17 protein-coding genes are annotated in these 18,543 nt (G+C 71.9%); 10 read left to right on the forward strand and 7 right to left on the reverse strand.

What is annotated here, in order from left to right:
- Positions 1 to 249 precede the first annotated feature (249 nt).
- Entirely contained in the window at positions 250 to 1,032 is a 783-nt protein-coding gene (locus ADL29_RS35320) for a sigma-70 family RNA polymerase sigma factor (protein ID WP_053927589.1), read from the forward strand.
- Positions 1,032 to 2,069 (forward strand): hypothetical protein, encoded by a 1,038-nt coding sequence (locus tag ADL29_RS35325; RefSeq protein WP_053927590.1) that lies wholly within the window; start codon positions 1,032 to 1,034, stop codon positions 2,067 to 2,069. Before ADL29_RS35320 ends, ADL29_RS35325 begins: the two co-directional genes overlap by 1 nt.
- A 254-nt stretch (positions 2,070 to 2,323) precedes the next feature.
- Here the strand turns inward: ADL29_RS35325 and ADL29_RS35330 are convergent, their stop codons facing one another.
- On the reverse strand, positions 2,324 to 3,160 hold the full coding sequence (locus ADL29_RS35330; RefSeq protein WP_053927591.1) for a L,D-transpeptidase family protein: 837 nt from the start codon (positions 3,158 to 3,160) through the stop codon (positions 2,324 to 2,326).
- A gap of 161 nt (positions 3,161 to 3,321) precedes the next feature.
- On the opposite strand from ADL29_RS35330, the gene ADL29_RS35335 reads away from it, so the two are divergent.
- Genes ADL29_RS35335 through ADL29_RS42080 form a run of 3 tightly spaced genes read left to right on the forward strand, consistent with a single transcriptional unit; the run spans position 3,322 to position 6,372 of the window.
- Positions 3,322 to 4,920 carry an acyl-CoA mutase large subunit family protein gene (locus ADL29_RS35335; protein WP_053927592.1) on the forward strand — a complete coding sequence of 533 codons (1,599 nt, stop codon included), beginning with the start codon at positions 3,322 to 3,324 and terminating at the stop codon, positions 4,918 to 4,920.
- Positions 4,921 to 4,950: 30 nt separating this feature from the next.
- Complete coding sequence (locus ADL29_RS45770) at positions 4,951 to 6,105, forward strand: hypothetical protein (protein ID WP_245689765.1); 1,155 nt, start codon at positions 4,951 to 4,953, stop codon at positions 6,103 to 6,105.
- 54 nt (positions 6,106 to 6,159) lie between these two features.
- Positions 6,160 to 6,372 carry a hypothetical protein gene (locus tag ADL29_RS42080; protein ID WP_078971525.1) on the forward strand — a complete coding sequence of 71 codons (213 nt, stop codon included), beginning with the start codon at positions 6,160 to 6,162 and terminating at the stop codon, positions 6,370 to 6,372.
- Positions 6,373 to 6,387: 15 nt separating this feature from the next.
- On the opposite strand, the gene ADL29_RS35345 is transcribed toward ADL29_RS42080, so the two are convergent.
- A complete protein-coding gene (locus tag ADL29_RS35345; protein ID WP_053927593.1) occupies positions 6,388 to 7,095 on the reverse strand; it encodes a FadR/GntR family transcriptional regulator in 708 nt (235 codons plus the stop codon).
- Between the two features lie 184 nt (positions 7,096 to 7,279).
- On the opposite strand from ADL29_RS35345, the gene ADL29_RS35350 reads away from it, so the two are divergent.
- A complete protein-coding gene (locus tag ADL29_RS35350; RefSeq protein WP_053927594.1) occupies positions 7,280 to 7,795 on the forward strand; it encodes a gluconokinase in 516 nt (171 codons plus the stop codon).
- Positions 7,796 to 7,933: 138 nt separating this feature from the next.
- A complete protein-coding gene (locus tag ADL29_RS35355; RefSeq protein ID WP_053927595.1) occupies positions 7,934 to 9,331 on the forward strand; it encodes a GntT/GntP/DsdX family permease in 1,398 nt (465 codons plus the stop codon).
- Between the two features lie 158 nt (positions 9,332 to 9,489).
- Here the strand turns inward: ADL29_RS35355 and ADL29_RS35360 are convergent, their stop codons facing one another.
- Positions 9,490 to 9,801 carry a hypothetical protein gene (locus ADL29_RS35360; RefSeq protein WP_053927596.1) on the reverse strand — a complete coding sequence of 104 codons (312 nt, stop codon included), beginning with the start codon at positions 9,799 to 9,801 and terminating at the stop codon, positions 9,490 to 9,492.
- Between the two features lie 129 nt (positions 9,802 to 9,930).
- Positions 9,931 to 11,514 (reverse strand): FAD-dependent monooxygenase, encoded by a 1,584-nt coding sequence (locus ADL29_RS35365; protein ID WP_053927597.1) that lies wholly within the window; start codon positions 11,512 to 11,514, stop codon positions 9,931 to 9,933.
- A 39-nt stretch (positions 11,515 to 11,553) separates the two neighbouring features.
- Here ADL29_RS35365 and ADL29_RS35370 point away from each other — a divergent pair, with 39 nt between their 5' ends.
- On the forward strand, positions 11,554 to 12,234 hold the full coding sequence (locus ADL29_RS35370; RefSeq protein WP_053927598.1) for a TetR/AcrR family transcriptional regulator C-terminal domain-containing protein: 681 nt from the start codon (positions 11,554 to 11,556) through the stop codon (positions 12,232 to 12,234).
- Positions 12,235 to 12,250: 16 nt separating this feature from the next.
- On the opposite strand, the gene ADL29_RS35375 is transcribed toward ADL29_RS35370, so the two are convergent.
- Genes ADL29_RS35375 through ADL29_RS35385 form a run of 3 tightly spaced genes read right to left on the reverse strand, consistent with a single transcriptional unit; the run spans position 12,251 to position 15,710 of the window.
- Positions 12,251 to 13,393, reverse strand: coding sequence for an acyltransferase family protein (locus tag ADL29_RS35375; RefSeq protein WP_053927599.1), 1,143 nt, complete (start codon positions 13,391 to 13,393; stop codon positions 12,251 to 12,253).
- Positions 13,390 to 14,733, reverse strand: a complete 1,344-nt coding sequence (locus ADL29_RS35380) for an alpha-2,8-polysialyltransferase family protein (RefSeq protein ID WP_053927600.1) — start codon at positions 14,731 to 14,733, stop codon at positions 13,390 to 13,392. Before ADL29_RS35380 ends, ADL29_RS35375 begins: the two co-directional genes overlap by 4 nt.
- Positions 14,733 to 15,710: a glycosyltransferase family 2 protein gene (locus tag ADL29_RS35385; RefSeq protein ID WP_053927601.1), complete on the reverse strand. Its 978-nt coding sequence runs from the start codon at positions 15,708 to 15,710 to the stop codon at positions 14,733 to 14,735. The genes ADL29_RS35380 and ADL29_RS35385 overlap by 1 nt, the downstream gene beginning before the upstream one ends.
- 187 nt (positions 15,711 to 15,897) lie before the next feature.
- Here ADL29_RS35385 and ADL29_RS35390 point away from each other — a divergent pair, with 187 nt between their 5' ends.
- Entirely contained in the window at positions 15,898 to 17,268 is a 1,371-nt protein-coding gene (locus tag ADL29_RS35390) for a DUF6716 putative glycosyltransferase (protein WP_078971526.1), read from the forward strand.
- 38 nt (positions 17,269 to 17,306) lie between these two features.
- Positions 17,307 to 18,512 (forward strand): acylneuraminate cytidylyltransferase, encoded by a 1,206-nt coding sequence (locus ADL29_RS35395; protein ID WP_053927603.1) that lies wholly within the window; start codon positions 17,307 to 17,309, stop codon positions 18,510 to 18,512.
- The last annotated feature ends 31 nt before the right edge of the window (positions 18,513 to 18,543 follow it).

Genomic DNA, 18,543 nt, shown 5'->3' on the forward strand with positions numbered 1-18,543 from the left:
CTCATACGGCGGCAACGGCGGCGCACGCGCGCCCTTCCGGGCGCCGGGGCGCCCCTCCGGCGCCCTCCGCTTCCGTCGCTGAATGCACCGGCCCGGGTTCGGAGAGTGCGTTCACACGCGTTACGGTCTCCAGGAACAGCCGGGTTACCGGGGGTCTGCGCGGTGCCGAGCGGACCGCCGGCGGCTGAGTAAACCGACAAAGCAGCAAGGACCGGGCGGCGGACATTCCGCGTGCGACAGGATGGACCCGTGCGAGGGGACGACATTCAGCCGGACGACAGTCGGCTGACGGTTGCCGTGCAGGCGGCGCAGGACGGCGACGAGGCGGCCTTCCGTACCGTTTACCGTGCCGTACATCCCCGACTTCTCGGGTATGTACGGACCTTGGTGGGCGAACCGGACGCCGAAGATGTCGCCTCCGAGGCCTGGCTCCAGATAACCCGCGACCTCGCCCGCTTCAGCGGCGACGCGGACCGCTTCCGCGGCTGGGCCGCCCGGATCGCGCGTAACCGCGCCCTGGACCACATACGGATGCGCGGCCGCCGCCCGGTCGTCGGCGGGGACGAGAGCGAACTGGCCGACACCCCCGCGCTGTCCGACACCGCGGGCGAGGCGATGGAGGCCCTGGGCACCGGCCGCACCATGCGCCTGATAGCCCGGCTGCCGCAGGACCAGGCCGAGGCCGTGGTGCTGCGGGTGGTGGTCGGACTCGACGCCAAGAGCGCCGCGCAGGTGCTCGGCAAGCGGCCCGGAGCGGTGCGCACCGCGGCCCACCGGGGGCTGCGCAAGCTCGCCGAACTGATCGGGGACGAGCCGCCCGACGGCGCCGGGCCGGAACCGGGCGAGCCCGCCGGCGAGGCCGCCGGCCAGGGCGAAGACGCCCCCGCCGGCCCGTCCGCACAGGGCCCGGGCAAGGGCGGTGGCACGGTGGACGGGGTGCCCGTCCAGGGCCGAGGACGCCGCGACGGAGTGGCGGAATCGTACGTACCAGGTGTGACGGAAACGGCCGCACGAACGCAGAAGGACATGTGATGGCCGACGACCCGTACGACTGGCTCGACAAGGACGCCGCGGAGCGACTGCTGCGTGGCGACCCGGTCGGTGTCACCGGCGACGGCGACGGCGCACGCGAACTCCAGCAGCTGCTCGACGCCGCCGCGGCGCTCGGCGCGGCCCCGGCCGCGAGCGCCGAGCTGCCCGGCGAGGCGGCCGCGGTGGCCGCGTTCCAGCGGGCCCAGCAGGGTTCCGGGGCACGGCCGGGGCGCCGCACCACCATCGGCCAGGCCTCGGCCCGCCCCACCGGCTCCGCCGACGTCGCCGAACGCACCCGCCTCGCTCGTCCCTTCCGGCGCGGCTTCGCCGTCGCCCTCGCGGTCTGCGCGATCGGCGGCGTGGCGGTCGCGGCCGGTACGGGTGTGCTGCCTTTCCAGGGCGGCGGCGCCGAGCCGTCGCCCACGCCCAGCGTCTCCGGCGCGCCGGACATCTTCGAGTCCCGGGGGCCCGGTGACGAGACCGACGGCGGGGCCACCCAGTCCCCCAGCGGCACCCCCGGCGCCGGCACGACCCGTCCCGGCGCCACCCCGTCACCGAGCGGCGGCCCGGACGGCAGCAGGCACCCGGGCAACGGCCATGACGGCAAGGACGGCCACGGCCGGGGTGACGACGGGAAGACCCCGCCGGGAAAGACCGACCCCAGGACGGTCGTCCTCGCGCTTTGCCGCGACTACGAGGCCGACGAGGGAGGCATGGACGACGGCGCCCGGCGCCGCCTGGAGCGCGCGGCCGGCGGCGCGGCAAAGGTCCACACCTTCTGCCGTAAATTCCTGGCCGGCAAGGGCGGCGGCCAGGGTGACAACGATGGCGAGGGCGGCCGCAACAGCGGCGGTCAGAGCAGCGGTGGCCAGAACAGCGGCGGCAGCCAGGGCGACGAGGACGGCGACTCGCTGTCGTCGGTCACCCCGAGTGTCACTCGGTCCTCCACCGCCTCAACGCCCGCTCCGAGCCCCTCCCTCACCACGCCCGCCCCCACCGAGAGCACCCCGAGTCCGGCTTCCGTCGGCCAGGTGTGACGTTTTTTGAGCCAGTGACGCAGTACTGATTGAAGCCGACTGGTCATCGGCTGCGCGCGAGCCGGGGTCCCCCCCGTACCCACGGCTTCCGCGCCCACGGCGCGGGCGGGGCACGTTCCCCCGGCCCTGCCCGCGCCCTCCCCCCCTTTGCGCCTAAGCCGGCGCCGCTCTCGCGTAGGTGGTTGCTCGGGGTGGGGGTTGCTCAATTTTCGCTTCGGTTACCGATTCAGGGTGGCCGGGGGAATTGCTGCGGCTCAGTGGTGGACGACGACTTTCGTGCCCTTCCGCACCGCCGCGAACAGGGCGGCGATCCGCCGCTTGTCCCGGACGTTGACGCAGCCGTGTGAGGCACCCCGGTAGCCGCGCGCCGCGAAGTCCGCCGAATAGTGCACCGCCTGGCCCCCGCTGAAGAACATCGCGTACGGCATCGCCGTGTGATAGATCGTCGAGACATGCCGCGGGCTCTTGAAGGTGATGCGGAAGGTGCCCTCCCGGGTCGGGGTGAACTGCGACCCGAAGCGGACGTCCATGGCCGAGGCGACCTTGCCGTCGACCACCCACGCCAGGGTCCTGCTCTTCTTGCTGAGGCAGATCACCCGCCCCGACAGACAGCGCCGGTCGAGGGTGCCGACCGGCCTGCTGGTGGGCGGGTACAGCTCGTCATGTGACGGCCGGTGCGTATGGGACCGGAGCGCTTTCCAGGTGGCGGTCCGGGCCGCTCCCGAACGGGTCAGCCGCTGCCGCTTCTGGAAGGCGCGGACCGAGGTGAGGGTGACCGGGCCGTAGTAGCCCGTCGGCGACCGGGGGAAGAGGCCCAGCTGGGTGAGGCGCGCCTGGAGTTCACGGACCTGGGCGCCGTGCGAGCCGGGCTCCGTCCCTGGCCGGCGGGTACGGCCGTGGTGGCCGGGGGAGGGCGGCGCGGTATGCGCACGGGACGGGGCGGCCGGCGCCGCGGGCAGCCGCCCGCCGCTCCCCGGCACCTCGGTGCCCGCGCCGGTGACCGTCACCGGCCGGCACCCCACCCCGGCCACGAGCACCACGGCCGCCAGCAGCACCGCGCCCGCCACAGGTCTTCCGCTCTTCCGCCGCATGCCCACTCCCGGATGCCACCGGCCGCACCGACCGCCGTCGGTGCCGGCCGACCACCGCTGATGCTTGATGCTTCCCAATGCTGCGATGCGGCGAACCCGCGGGCATGCTGTCCACACGGCGTAAATCCGGATGTAGTTCACCTATTGGGAGGTATACGGCCATGGCGAGCGATTCGGGCGGTGTCCGATACAACGAGAGCGGTCTGCCCATCGAGCCCGTGTACGGTCCGGAGGCGCTCGCCGGCTGGGAACCGGACCGGCGGCTCGGCGCGCCCGGCGAGTATCCGTACACCCGTGGTGTGTACCCGTCGATGTACACCGGGCGCCCCTGGACGATGCGCCAGTACGCCGGCTTCGGCACGGCCCGCGAGTCCAACGCCCGCTACCGGCAGCTGATCGCCCACGGCACGACCGGTCTGTCGGTCGCCTTCGATCTGCCGACCCAGATGGGCCATGACTCCGACACGCCGATCGCCGCCGGAGAGGTCGGCAAGGTCGGGGTGGCCGTCGACTCCGCCGAGGACATGCGGGTGCTGTTCGGCGGCATCCCGCTCGACCGGGTCTCGACGTCGATGACCATCAACGCGCCCGCCGCCCTGCTGCTCCTCCTCTACCAACTCGTCGGCGAGGAGCAAGGGGTGAAGCCGCACCAGCTGACCGGCACCGTCCAGAACGACATCCTGAAGGAGTACATCGCGCGGGGCACGTACATCTTCCCCCCGAAACCCTCCCTCCGGCTGGTGGCGGACACCTTCCGCTACTGCCGGGCCGAGATCCCCAAGTGGAACACCATCTCCATCTCCGGCTACCACATGGCCGAGGCCGGCGCCTCGCCCGCGCAGGAGATCGCCTTCACCCTCGCCAACGGCATCGCCTACGTCCGGACCGCCCTCGCCGCCGGCATGGACGTCGACGACTTCGCGCCCCGCCTGTCCTTCTTCTTCGTCTCCCGCACGACACTCCTCGAGGAGGTCGCCAAGTTCCGCGCCGCGCGCAGGATGTGGGCCCGCATCATGCGCGACGAGTTCGGCGCCCGGAACCCCAGATCCCACATGCTGCGCTTCCACACCCAGACCGCGGGGGTACAGCTCACTGCCCAGCAGCCGGAGGTGAACCTGGCCCGGGTCACCCTCCAGGGCCTGGCCGCGGTACTCGGCGGCACCCAGTCCCTGCACACCAATTCCTTCGACGAGGCCATCGCACTGCCCACCGACAAGGCGGCCCGGCTCGCCCTTCGTACGCAGCAGGTGCTGGCGTACGAGACCGATGTCACCGCCACCGTCGATCCGTTCGCCGGCTCCTACGCCGTCGAGTCGATGACCGACGAGGTGGAGGCCGCGGCCGGGGAACTCATGCGGCGCATCGAGGACCTGGGCGGTGCGGTGGCCGCCATCGAACGGGGCTTCCAGAAGGACGAGATCGAGCGCAACGCGTACCGGATCGCCCGGGAGACCGAGGAGGGCGAGCGGGTGGTGGTCGGCGTCAACCGCTTCCGGCTGGACGAGGAGGAGCCGTATGTGCCGCTGCGCCTCGATCCGGCCATCGAGGCGCAGCAGATCGAGCGGCTGGCGGCGCTGCGGGACCGCCGTAACCCGCGCGAGGCGTCGGCCGCCCTCGACGCGCTGCGGAAGGCGGCCGAGGGGTCGGAGAACGTGCTGTATCCGATGCGGGATGCGCTGCGGGCGAGGGCGACGGTGGGGGAGGTGTGTGATGCGTTGCGGGGGGTCTGGGGGACGTATGTGCCGACGGATGCGTTCTGAGGTTTCGCCGTACGGTGTGGGGTGCGGGGGATGCGATCCGCGCGAGAAACGGGGGCCACGGTGGCGGAAGGGGGCTACGACTACTTCCTGGTCGGGAAATGGGAGGCCGGGGAGCTGCTGCCCGCGCTCGCCGAGGGCTTCCGGGTGCGGCCCGATGAGGTGGACATCGCGTACGGCGAGGACGGCGTGGCTGCCGAGGACCGTAACTGGGCGGCCCCGGTGCAGTGCGAGGCGTATCCCGTGCACGGCGACTGCTCCTGGATCCTGCAGCTCTACGCCCACGGCCTCGCCGAGGTGCCCGACAGCCGGACGCTGGGGCTGCGGCTCGCGCGGTGGGCGGGGCGGGTGGTGCTGTACTCGGCGCCGCTGATCCGCCCCAGCGCGTACTGGATGGCCACGCCGGACGGCAGGGTGGGGCGGGTGCGGATGTACGACCCGGACGACGACCGGCCCGACGGTACCTGGCGGCTCGAGACCATGGAGCTGACGGTGCCTCAACTACCGTGCGTCACCGTTGATGTCGTCTACGAGATGATCGGCGACGAGATCGAGGACCACCGCCCCGTCCACGCCCTGCGCGCCCTCGTCGCCGCCCTGCGCGAGTGCTGTCCCGAGGGCGGGCTGGAGCTGCGCGGCTCGCTCGCCACCGGGACCCATGACCGCTTCAGCGACTTCGACCTGCGCTGGACCGTGCCGGGCGAGCGGTTCGCGGAGGCCGTGGCGGGGGCCGGTGCGTATCTCGGCCGGAGTCTTCCGCTGCTGGCCGCCCGCAGCGACCCGGAGTGCCACGACACCCCCGGCCGCCGGCTGCTGACGTACTTCTTCCGCGATGTTCCGCTGTTTTGGCGGCTGGATCTGGAGGTACGGGCCGCGACGCCGCCCGCGGGGCCGGTGCCCGCCGGCGGGGAGTGGCCCCTGCCGCTGAGCGCGCTGGCGAATGCGGTGGGTGCGGTCAAGGCGGTGGCGCGGGGGCGTTCCGAGGAGGAGATCCGGGGGCTGCTGGACCGGGGGTTCGCGCGGGCGGGTTCGCGGGAGCGGCCCACCGGCCGGTGGGCGGCGGACGTCGTACGGCTGGCGGACGCGGCGGAACGGGCGGCGGGGGACGGGGATCCGGCGGCGGGGGAGCTGGCGGCCCGGGTGCGGGAGCTGGTGCGGGACGAGCTGGTGGAGGGCGTGCCGGGCTAGGGCCTTTCCGACCCTGACCCATCGGACAGGCCCGGGTCCGTCACACTGGTTGCCATGTCGTCACCCCGCCGCGCGTGCCCCGTCTGCACTCGAGAGATCGCCGTAGTCGGCGGCCGCTTCTCCCGTCATGACCCTCCCGGGCGCCGTACGGGCATCGAGCTGATCTCCTGTCCCGGCTCGCGGCGGATGGCGCCGATGATGGCGCCCGCGGAGAAGCTGTTCGACCCGGAGGAGCCGCCGATGCCGGGGCAGCAGCCGCTCTTCTGAGGCGGCCGCTGCGGACTACGGGGCCAGGACGTCCAGTTCGGCCATGGCCCCGGTCGTGATCTGACGGGTCAGCGACTCGGCCCGCGCCGCGTCGCCGACCCGTACCGCCTCGGCCACCTGGACGTGCAGGGTCACGGCCGCCGGGTCGGGGTCGGCGAACATGACCTGGTGCTGGGTGCGGCCGGTCAGGACGGCGGCGACGACATCGGCGAGCCGGGCGAACATCTCGTTGCCGGAGGCGGTCAGGATCACCCGGTGGAAGGCCATGTCGTGGACGAGGTAGGCGTCGAGCTGCTGGCCGCGTGAGGTGGCGACCATGCCCATGGCGTGCTCGGTGAGTTCGGCGCACTGCCCGGGGGTGGCGTGGGCGGCGGCGAGGCCCGCGGCGACCGGTTCGACGGCGGAGCGCAGTACGGTCAGCGAGCGCAGCTGCCGGGGGCGGTCGCGGCCGGCCAGCCGCCAGCCGATGACCCGGGGATCGTAGACGTTCCACTCCTCGGTGGGCCGGACGGTCACCCCGACCCGGCGCCGGGAGGCCACCAGCTGCATGGATTCGAGCACCCGGATCACCTCGCGGATCACGGTGCGGGAGACGTCGAAGCGCTGCGCGAGTTCGTCGGTGCGCAGGACCGTCCCCGGTGGGACGTCGCCCGCGGTGATCTCGGGCCCGAGGGTCTCCAGTACGCGGGCGTGCAGCCCCTTCCCCTGCCCCTCGTTTTCCATGGGCCAAGCCTACGTTCCCCCTCGGCGACCCCCTCCGCAGCCAATTAAGTATGACTTTTACATCACAGACTCTTGAATACGTCGTACCTCATGGGTTTCAGTGGGGCCGGTCAACGAGGACGGCGCGAGGGCCGCGCGAGCACGGCGCACCCAGCGCGACAGCGGGAACAGCGAGGTAAGCGGCATGAGCACCCCCCACGTGATCGTCGTGATGGGCGTGGCCGGCACCGGCAAGACGACGATCGGGCCGCTGGTGGCCGCCGCACTCGGCGTCCCGTATGCCGAGGGCGACGACTTCCACCCGCCGACCAACATCGCCAAGATGTCGGCCGGTGTCCCGCTGGACGACAGCGACCGCCGGCCCTGGCTGGACGCCATCGGGGCCTGGGCCCACGACCGGTCCGGGCGCGGCGGCGTCGTCAGCAGCTCCGCCCTCAAACGCGCCTACCGCGACCGGCTGCGGGCCGCCTCCCCCGGCGTCGTCTTCCTGCACCTCACCGGGGACCGCGCGCTGATCGAGGGGCGGATGGCCGAGCGCACCGGCCACTTCATGCCCACCGCGCTGCTGGACTCCCAGTTCGCCACGCTCGAACCGCTCGGCGCGGACGAGGCGGGTGTCGCGGTCGATGTCTCCGGTACGCCGCAGCAGATCGCCGACCGCGCCGTGGCCGCCCTCCGCCCCCGCGAACCGGCCGCCTGACCCCCGCGGCCGTCAGCCACCCCCAGAACAAAGGGATCCCCCCCAGAACAAAGGGATCCGCCAGCACAAAGGGATCCCCCCCCGCACAGAGGGATCTCCCCCGAACCAAGGGACCGCCCCCGACCCAAGGGAACAGCCGTGACACATCTCAGCGTCGAGATGCTCGCAGCGGACGTGACCGAGCCCATCACCTCGGCCGGTCACGCACAGCTGGGCATCGCCGTCCTGGCCGGCATAGCCGTCATCGTTCTGCTCATCACCCGGTTCAAGCTGCATGCCTTTCTGTCGCTGATCATCGGCTCGCTGGTGCTCGGTGCGGTGGCCGGTGCGCCGCTCGACAAGGCCATCGCCAGCTTCTCGACGGGGCTGGGCACCACGGTCGCGGGCACCGGCGTCCTGATCGCGCTCGGCGCCGTGCTCGGCAAGCTGCTCGCCGACTCCGGCGGCGCGGACCGGATCGTCGACACCATCCTGGCCAAGGCGGGAGGCCGGGCCATGCCCTGGGCGATGGTGCTGATCGCCGGGATCATCGGCCTGCCGATCTTCTTCGAGGTCGGCATCGTCCTGCTCATCCCCGTGGTGCTGCTGGTCGCCAAGCGCGGCAACTTCTCCCTGATGCGCATCGGCATCCCCGCGCTGGCCGGCCTCTCCGTCATGCACGGCCTGATCCCGCCGCACCCCGGCCCGTTGGCCGCGATCGACGCGGTCGGCGCGAACCTCGGCGTCACGCTCGCGCTCGGCGTCGTCGTGGCCATCCCCACCGCGGTCATCGCCGGTCCGGTCTTCTCCCGTTACGCGGCCCGGTGGGTGGACATCCGCCCGCCCGAGACGATGGTCCCGGAGCGTGCATCCGACGACCTGGACCGCCGCCCCGGCTTCGCCGTCACCGTGGCCACCGTTCTGCTCCCTGTCGTGATGATGCTGGCCAAGGCCCTGGTGGATGTCGTCGTCGACAACCCCGAGCACACCGTCCAGAGGGCGTTCGACGTCATCGGCTCCCCGCTGATCGCCCTGCTCACCGCCGTCATCGTCGCGATGTTCACGCTGGGGCGCGCGGCCGGATTCACCAAGGGCCGGATCGCCGCCACCGTCGAGAGGTCGCTCGGCCCGATCGCGGGCGTCCTGCTGATCGTCGGCGCGGGCGGCGGCTTCAAGCAGACGCTGATCGACGCGGGCGTCGGCCGGATGATCCTGGAGATCTCCCAGGGCTGGCACATCTCGGCCCTGCTGCTGGCCTGGCTGATCGCCGTCACCATCCGCCTCGCGACCGGCTCCGCCACCGTGGCCACCATCTCCGCCGCCGGCCTGGTCGCCCCGCTGGCCGCGGACATGTCCACCACCCACGGCGCCCTGCTGGTCCTGGCCATCGGCTGTGGCTCGCTGTTCTTCAGCCATGTCAACGACGCCGGGTTCTGGATGGTCAAGGAGTACTTCGGGATGAGCGTCGGCCAGACCCTCAAGACGTGGTCGGTGATGGAGACGCTGATCTCCGTGGTGGGGATGGTGTGCGTGCTGGTGCTTTCGTTGGTCGTCTAGGCCCTGACTCCTGACCCCTGTTCCTCCTGGGCGACTTCCGCCCCGGGCGCCCCACCCCCCTCCGGCGCCCGTCCCCGCCACGAGGCCGCACGGCCGGACATCCGCCGTGCGGCCTCGTGGCCCATCTGCCGCACCTCGCCCTGGTGTGAGACGACCGGTCAGAACGGAAGGACGTCCCCGTGGAACACGAGGGCCGGGACGCCGACGACGGCGTAGGCCACCGGCAGCAGTGCGGCGGTGGGCATGTGCGGCTTCTTCCGCGCCACCAGGGACCACAGCCCCATCAGGACGGTCGGCACCCATGCGAGGCCGTAGACGAGCCACGCCCGCTCCTCGTCGGCTGTGTTCTTCGAGGTCAGAAACAACCCCATCGCCACGAAGAGGAACAGCCCGGGCGAGCCCCAGAGGAATTCGTAGACTGCCTTCCCCTTGTTCGTCTTCGCGGGGTCCGCGGTGGCCTCGTCGCTCATGTTCTGCATCCTCACCGTCCGGTCCGGGGGTTCACTGCCGCTGCGCGGGGCGACAGGGCTGCCCGGTGCAGCAGGGGAAAGGACGTGTGACGGGCCGTCAGGGTTGCCTTCTTGCGCGGGCCGGAGCCCCTACAGGGCGGGCTCCAGGAGCGACAGTTCTGCCAAGTACCCCGCGAGGGACGCAGCCGCTTCCTCGGGCGGTGTCGCGACGGCCAGGTAGCCGTCCGGGCGGATGAGGAAGACGGCGGGGTCGGGGCCGTATGCGTCGCGGATGTGGCCGTTTGTGTCGAGCAGGTCGGGGGTCGGGCCGTCCACGCGGACGAGGTGCAGCAGGCCTGGGGCGGTGGGCAGTGCGGCGGGATCGAGGCCGGTGTCGCCCACGGCGAGGACGGTGAACTGCGGTCCGCGGAGGGCCTCGAAGAGGCGGGTGGCGGTTCCGTCGGCCGTGGTGCACGGGGCGTCCGGGGCCCGGCCGCCGGCGCGCAGGGCGTCCTCGGGGACACCGGGGCGCAGCTCCTGCGTCAGGGGGCTGTCCGGGTAGCCGATGTCGAGCTGGTGGAGGTCGCGGCCGCGGCGCATCGAGCCGGAGCGGTGCAGCCGGGTGCTGGTGTCCAGGATCCGGGCGGCGATCGGGCGGCGCTCGGTTTCGTAGGTGTCCAGGAGGGCGTCGGGCGCGCCGTGGCGGAGCACCTGGCCGAGCTTCCAGCCGAGGTTGTAGGCGTCCTGGACGCTGGTGTTCAGGCCCTGGCCGCCGGCCGGGGAGTGGATATGGGCCGCGTCGCCGGCCAGGAAGATCCGGCCGATGCGGAAGCGGTCGGCCATACCGGCCTTGGGACGGAAGACGGAGGACCAGAGGACCTCACGGATCTGCTCGGGCGCGAGGTGGGTGGTGGCGGCGAGGAGGGCGCGGATGGCCTCGGGTGAGGTGTCCGGGTCGTCCGAGGGTGCCGCGATCATGCACTGGAAGATGTCGGTGCGGGCCAGCGGGAGCATGCCGGCGAACCTGCCGGCCAGCGGGCGCTGGGCGGCGGAGCTCTCGCTCTGGGTGGTCCAGAAGTGCCAGTGGTCGCGGTCGAGGCCGTCCACCCGGACGTCGGCGAGGACCGCGGCGCCCTGCTCCAGCTCCGGGCCGCTCATGCCGACGCCGAGCCCCTTGCGTACGGTGCTGCGCCCGCCGTCCGCGGCGACGAGATAGCGGGAGGTGACGGTGCGTTCGCTGCCGTCGGAGAGGGTGAGGCGGGTCCGTACGGCGTCCGGGTCCTGGTCGAACGAGGTCAGTTCGGCGCCGAAGAGGACGCTGCCGCCCAGCTCGTGCAGGCGCTCGAGGAGCAGTTCCAGGTTGCGCCACTGGGGGACCATCAGGGTGTTGGAGTGCGGCGCGGACGGGGTCGGGTCGACGCGCTCGATCATCCGCTGGGTCGACACGATCCGGCCGTCCTGCCACTGGGCCATGTCCGGGTACGGACCGCCGGCCGCCTGGACGGCCTCCAGTATCCCGAGGTCCTCGAAGACCTCCTGGGTGCGCGGCTGGAGACCGGTGCCGCGGGCGCCGCGGGAGAGGCCGTCCTGGCGCTCGACGACCAGGGCGCGGACGCCCCGCCGGGCGAGGTCGATGCCGAGGGCGACGCCGGTGGGGCCTGCGCCGGCTATCAGGACATCGACGTCCGTAACAGCAGAACCTTCACGAGCTTCCTTAACGTTGTTAAGTTCCATGGCTCCAGATCATGCGCTTAACGGTGTTAAGTTGTCAACATGGCATCGCGAATCGACCGCAAACAGGTGGCGGAGACCGCCCTTCGTCTGCTGAACGAGGTGGGCCTCGAAGGGCTCACCCTGCGCAAGATCGCGAAGGAGCTGAACGTCCAGGCGCCCGCGCTCTACTGGCACTTCAAGAACAAGCAGGAACTGCTCGACGAGATGGCCACCGAGATGTTCCGGCGGATGGCGGTGCACTGGACGGCGGAGATCGGCCCGGAGGGGAGCGGCGAGGGCCACGCCTGGCAGGACGAGATGCTCACCACCTGCCGCCGGCTGCGCCGCGGCCTGCTCGCCTACCGCGACGGCGGCAAGGTCTTCAGCGGTACGCGGATGACGGACGAGAGCCATGCCGCGCCGATGGAGGCGTTTCTGCGCCGGCTCACCGCGGCGGGCTTCGCCCCGCGCGAGGCGATGCTGGCCTGGTGGACCGCGTACAACTTCACCATCGGTCTGGTGATCGAGGAGCAGTCGGTCCATCCGGACCCCGAAAATCCGGACGAGCGCGATCCGGCCTACGACCTCGAAAGCCGCGAGCGGCTGCTCGGGGAGAGCCATCCGCTCGCGGCCCAGGCGGGGCGCGAGATGTTCGGGGACATCGAGGCGGGGTTCGAGGCGGGGCTGCGGATCATCATCGCCGGGATCGAGGCCACCCACCGCCGGGGCCCGGGGAGCTGATCACCGCCGGGGCTGATCACGGCCGGGGGTCGATCCCCCGCTTCAGCAGGGGCGTCAACGGCCGCTCCACCCACCGGTGCAGCACCCACGCCAGCACCAGCATCAGCCCCACCGTCAGTATCAGCGTCGCGTACGACGGCAGCCCGAGGGTGCGGTGCAGGGCGCGGACGACGACCCAGCCCAGGTGTTCGTGCACCAGATAGAAGGGGTACGTCAGCGCGCCCGCCACGGTGAGCCAGCGCCAGTTGGCCCAGCGGAATCCGCCCAGGGCAACGGCCGCGACCAGGACGAAGCCGAGGGTGACGACGGCGATGATGCCGGCCGTGGAGCGGTACGAGAAGGCGTGCACGGAGGGGGCGTGCCAGAGGCCGGCGACCGCGAAATGCTGCCCTATCAGCCAGCTGACCAGGACTATCGACCAGGCTATGGGGTCGCGCCAGCCGTAGCGGTGCAGGAGGTACAGGCCGATGCCGCCGATGAAGAAGGGGGCGTAGGACGGCATCAGGACGGTGTCGAGGAGCGGCTGGTGGGCCGCCTGGGCGACCGCCGCGGCCAGCGTCCAGCCCGCGCAGAAGAGGACGACCCGGCTGCGGGTGGCGCCGGGGAGGACGACGCAGAGCGCGAAGAGGGCGTAGAAGCGCATCTCGGCCCACAGGGTCCAGCAGACGCCGAGCACCCGGTGCGCCCCGAGCGGCTGCTGAAGCATCGTCAGGTTGGTGAGGACATCGCTCGGCGGAAGGGCCTTGTAGGCGACCCAGGGGAGGGCGAAGACCGCGGTGACGAGGAGGATCGCGGCCCAGTAGGCCGGATAGAGGCGGGAGATGCGCGAGGCGATGAAGGCCCGCAGGGTCCGGCCCCAGCCGCTGAGGCAGATGACGAAGCCGCTGATGATGAAGAAGATCTGGACGCCGAGGCAGCCGTACGCGAAGTAGGGCGCGGCGGTGGGGAACTGGTGCGCGGGCGAGCCGCCCCAGGCCCCGGCTATCTCGCCGCCGCGGCCCCCGTAGTGATAGGCGGCGACCATCAGCGCGGCGAGCAGCCGCAGTCCGTCGAGGGCGCGCAGCCGGGAGGAGCCTGACTCCCGGCTGCGCGCGCGTATGGAGGGGGCGGGGGCCGGCGCCGCGGCCCGCGCCCCCGGCGTCAGCTCGGTGGCGGTCATCCGAACACGGCCCGCTTCTTGATCCGCCGCTGCACGGCCCGCGCCCGTCGCGCGACCTTGCGCACGGTGGCATTGCGCGGGATGAACGCCAGCTGGGACGGGATCGCCCCGGGCAGCGCCAGCGCGGTCAGCCGGCGGCGCTTGAAGTAGCGCCAGGTGTGCTGGTCGAGATGGGTCGTGAGGTAGCGCTCGGCGGCCGGGCGCAGCGTCGGGTAGATCTGGTGCTGCATGGCGTAGCCGACGGCGGCGACCAGGGCGCCGATGTCGCCGTAGGGCTTGTGCGGTTTGGCGTCCCCGAGGTCGTCCACCAGCGCGTCCACGATCGTCACCGGGATGCGGTTGCTGTTCTGGTACGGGGTGAGCCGCTCCAGCAGCAGGCCGGTGCCGGTCCGGGCGGTCGGCAGGTCGTAGAAGGTGGCCGCGGTCAGCAGGGCGGTGGAGAAGCAGCCGACGACGAGCGCCGGGCGCACCCGCTGGTAGAGGACCTCGGCGAGAACCGGGCTGTCCAGCACGGTCAGCTCGATGTCCAGCTTCTCGGCCTCCCGCTCCAGCAGCCGCGACCAGCGGGCCGGTGCGGACGGATGCGGTTTGAAGACGATCTCCCGGTGGCCGCGCGCGACGGTGCCCTGCAGCATCCGCACATGCAGCTCTTCCTCCTCCTCGGGGGTGAGGATGCCGAGTGCGGAGAGGTACTGGCCGAGGAGGAGTGCGGCGCCGTGCGGGACATCCAACGCGTCGCCCACATCGGCCAGTTCGGAGAGCACCTTCAAGAAGGCGTCGGTCGGCACGGTCTCCGCCGGGACCCCGAACTCGGTGAGCAGCAGCGGCGTCAGGCCGGGCACCAGGTCCAGGTGCAGCAGCCGCCCGATCCGGGTGCCGATCAGCGGGTCGAGCTTGTTGCGGGTGGGGCCGTAGCTCATCAGGCCGTCGGCGTAGACGTTGAGGGGCGCGCCCGGGAACACCTGGGCCAGCGCGAGCGCCGGGTTGACCTGGATGGATTCGACGACCAGCTCCACATGCGAGTCACCCAGGCCCCACAGCAGCCGCAGATACCGCTCCCACAGCGGGGCGTCGTCCGGGCGCGGGGACCAGCCGCCGGGGTGGAACGGGCTGATCGTCTCGTTCCACGACAGCACCCGGTCGAAGCGGCCGCGCAGCCGGTCGAAGCCCGGCATGGTGTCCAGCGACGCGGTGGTCTCCGGAGTGGCGGCGTTGTTGCTGAGGAGCAGCAGACGGCGGTCGGCCGGCTCGAAGCGGTCGGCGTCCAGGGCGGCGGCCAGGGTCGCCGCGCCGTAGAGCGTGGACGCCATGAAGATCTGGGTACGGGGCCGGTTCGGCATCAGGCGGCGACCTCCGCCGGGACGGGGCGGCGGCGCAGCCGCCGCAGCCGGGACGCACGCTGCACATCCATCGAATCCAGGGCTTCCTTCAGTACGTCCTGCGGCATGCGTTTCATCGCCGCGGCACTCATCGAACGCAATTTACGGGCGACCTGCGGTTCGAATCGTTCGATCGAACCGAGGTGGTGGGAAATGATCGCGCAATAGGTGCGCACCGCTTTGGGAAGCAGTACCTCCGCATCGCGATCCTGCGCGGTTTCTTCGATCACCTGGTCGAAGGCGCGAATGAAATCCAATTGCCGTACGTCACCGATCTGGGTCAGCGAGGACGCCACCCCGCGCCGGTAGAAGACACCGAGCAGACCGACCACGGCCATGGATTTCGCCTCGCGGTGCAGCCGCCAGATCCAGGGGCGGTCCTCCGCGGTGCGCAGTCCGTGGCGGAAGTGCAGCACCCCGTCGTCCAGCAGCCTGCGGTGATAGATCCCGGCCCAGGCGTAGGCGTAGTCGACGGAGGTGGAGCGGTCGGCGGGCAGGATCAGCTCGCGCGGGTCCATGACCACCCCGCGCCGGCCGTGCGGGACACGGTGGACGGTGCGGGCGCGGTTGGTGCACTGGACGTGGTCGGTGCGCACGAAGTCGCATCCCAACTCCTCGATCGCGGAGAGGAGTTCGGTGTAGTACCCGGGAGCCAGCCAGTCGTCGCCGTCGAGGAAGGTGACGTATTCCCCGCGGGCCTCGTCCAGGCCGGTGTTACGGGCGGTCGCCAGGCCGCCGTTCTGTTCGTGCCGCAGCAGTCTGGCGCCCGGGAGCTCGCGCTCGGCGCGCGCAAGGATCTCCGGGGTCTCGTCGCGTGAACAGTCGTCGACGAGCAGGAATTCGAAGTCCTCGCGGGCGTTGGCCGCCAGGCTTTTCAGGGTGTCGGGCGCGTATGTCTGCACGTTGTAGAACGGCACGATGACGGAGAGCTTAACCACCCGGGTGACGTTAGGTGCGGAGCCGGCATTCGTCTTTACGCGGTCCGGGCGTCAAGGTGAACGAAGAATGTCGGGATGGTTAACCAGGCTGATAAACGACCGGGTTCGCTATTCGTCGACCCGCTGTTAACCCTTTGTTGCGGCCCAGTTGGCCCGCCAAACGGAATGCCTTCCTAGCGTCATCGACGTGCCATCACGTACCGCTTCCACGCCGCGCGTCGCCGTACTCGCCGACTCGGACACCCGGTGGAAATGGGGCGCTTTGACAGCGTACCGAATCCAACCGGACATCCGGCTCGACGGATATCTGCTCCGCGGCCGCGCCACGCCCACGGTCCGCCAGCTCGACGAGGTCGGCGCCCGTGCGGACTCGCTGCGCGAAATCCGTGCGGTCGACTTCGTGCGGAAGATCGACCGTGGGTCCGACGGTAGTGGATACGACGTGGTGGTGCTCGCCTGTGTAGGCGGCGCGGTGCAAGCGATGCTGCACGGCCTCGCCCGCGCCTGGCAGACCGGGACATCGGCGGCTGCCGCCGCGGGCTCCCGCCGCCCCGTCGTCGTCACCGGCTATGTCGGCGTGGTCTACGAGAAGCTCGCCGACGGGCTGCTGCTGCGGCACGGCGCGGATGTCGTCCTCGCCAACTCCCGGCACGACGCGGACCGGTTCCGCGAGGTGTACCGAGGAGTGGGGGCCGACGACGGCAGCGTCGTCGAATGCGCCCTGCCGTTCCTCGGCGGCGAGCGCTACACCGGCCACTGCGACACCCGAAGCCGTGACCCCTACACCGTGGTGTTCGCCGCCCAGCCCTCCGTACCGGAGAGCCGCACCGACCGAACGTACCTGCTGCGCCGGGCCGTTGAGCACGCCCGCAGGCACCCCGACCGCGAGGTGCTGATCAAGCTCCGCAGCAAGCCCGGCGAGCACACCACCCATATCGAGGAACTCCCGTACCAGAAGCTCGCCGCCAAGGCCCCCGGCGGACTGCCTGCCAACTGCCGCCTGGTGTACGGGAACATGGGCGAGGTCCTGGACCGCACCGACCTGCTGGTCACCGTCAGCTCCACCGCCGCCCTGGAGTCGCTGCACCGCGGCATCCCCACCGCCGTCCTCACCGACCTGGGCGTACGGGAAGTCCTCGGCAACCACCACTTCCTCGGCTCCGGCTGCCTGGCCTCCTGGGACGAGCTGGACGCCGGCCACCGGCCGGAGCCGGACGCGCAGTGGCTGGCCCGGCAGGGCGTGGCCGCCGACGGCCCGTACGAGAAGGCCTTCGACGCCGCCCGCGCCCGGGTCACCGAGCTGCGCGAGGCCGACCGCCTCCCGCCGGTCACCCCCTACTACACACCCCGCACCGCCCCCGGCTACCTCCCCGGCATCCTCGCCCGGCACGGCCTGGACCCGCACGGCGAACCGCTCGCCGGCTACACGGACGCCCCCGAGGAGACCGGCGGACTGCGCCGCGTCGCCCGCGAAACCGTCCGGGAGGCCGCCCGCGGTGCCTACCGCCACGGCGTCCAGCGCGTCGCCCCCGCCATCCGCCGCTGGGGGCAGCTGTGACGACCCCCGATGCCCCCAGCCCTACCAAGGAGCCCGCCATGCCATCCACAGTCGTGGCCGTCATCCCCGCCCGCGGTGGATCCAAGGGCGTACCCGCCAAGAACCTCGCCGCCGTCGGAGGCGTGCCCCTCGTGGCCCGCGCGATCCGCGAGGCCCGGGCCGCCCGCCTGGTCACCGATGTCGTGGTCTCCACCGACGACGCCGGGATCGCGGCCGCCGCACGGGCCGCCGGGGCCGTGGTCGTCCGCCGCCCCGGCGATATCGCGGGCGACACCGCCACCAGCGAGGCCGCCGTCCTGCACGCCATGGACGCGTACGAGGAAGAGCAGGGCACGACGGTCGACGCGGTGCTGCTGGTCCAGTGCACCAGCCCGTTCCTCGTCCGCGAGGACATCGACGGGGTCGCCGCCGCGGTCGTCGAGGGCGGCGCCGACAGCGCGCTGACCGTCGCCCCCTTCCACGGCTTCGTCTGGCGGGACGCGGAGGCAGCAGTTGCCGACACAGCCGGCGCCACCGACGGCGGCCACGGCGTCAACCACGACAAGTCCTTCCGGCCGCGCCGCCAGGACCGCCCCCAGGACCTGCTGGAGACCGGCGCCGCCTACGCCATGGACGCGGCCGGCTTCCGCATCAGCGGCCACCGCTTCTTCGGCCGTACGGAACTCGTCCGCACCGACCCCGCCCGGGTGCTGGAGATCGACGATCCGCACGATCTCGCCCGCGCCCGCGCGCTCGCACCGCTGCTCGACGCCCCGCGCCCTGGATCCCTCCCCACCAGCGACGACATCGACGCGGTGGTCCTCGACTTCGACGGCACCCAGACCGACGACCGGGTGCTGATCGACGCGGACGGGCGGGAGATCGTCGCCGTGCACCGCGGCGACGGCCTCGGCATCGCCGCGCTGCGCAAGGCGGAGCTGAAGCTGCTGATCCTCTCGACCGAGCAGAACCCGGTCGTCGCCGCCCGGGCCCGCAAGCTCCAGGTGCCTGTCCTGCACGGCATCGACCGCAAGGACCTCGCCCTCAAGCAGTGGTGCGAGGAGACCGGCACCGACCCCGAGCGGGTGCTCTACGTCGGCAACGACGTCAACGACCTGCCGTGCTTCGACCTCGTCGGCTGGCCGGTCGCGGTCGCCTCCGCCCACGACGTGGTGCGCGGCGCGGCCCGCGCGGTCACCGCGACCCCCGGAGGCAGCGGCGCGATCCGCGAGATCGCCGCCTGGCTCCTGGGCCCCTCCCTGTAACTCCGTTACAGACCTTCCCGGCCCCGATACA

The organism is Streptomyces chattanoogensis, assembly GCF_001294335.1.
In the GTDB taxonomy this organism is placed as follows: domain Bacteria; phylum Actinomycetota; class Actinomycetes; order Streptomycetales; family Streptomycetaceae; genus Streptomyces; species Streptomyces chattanoogensis.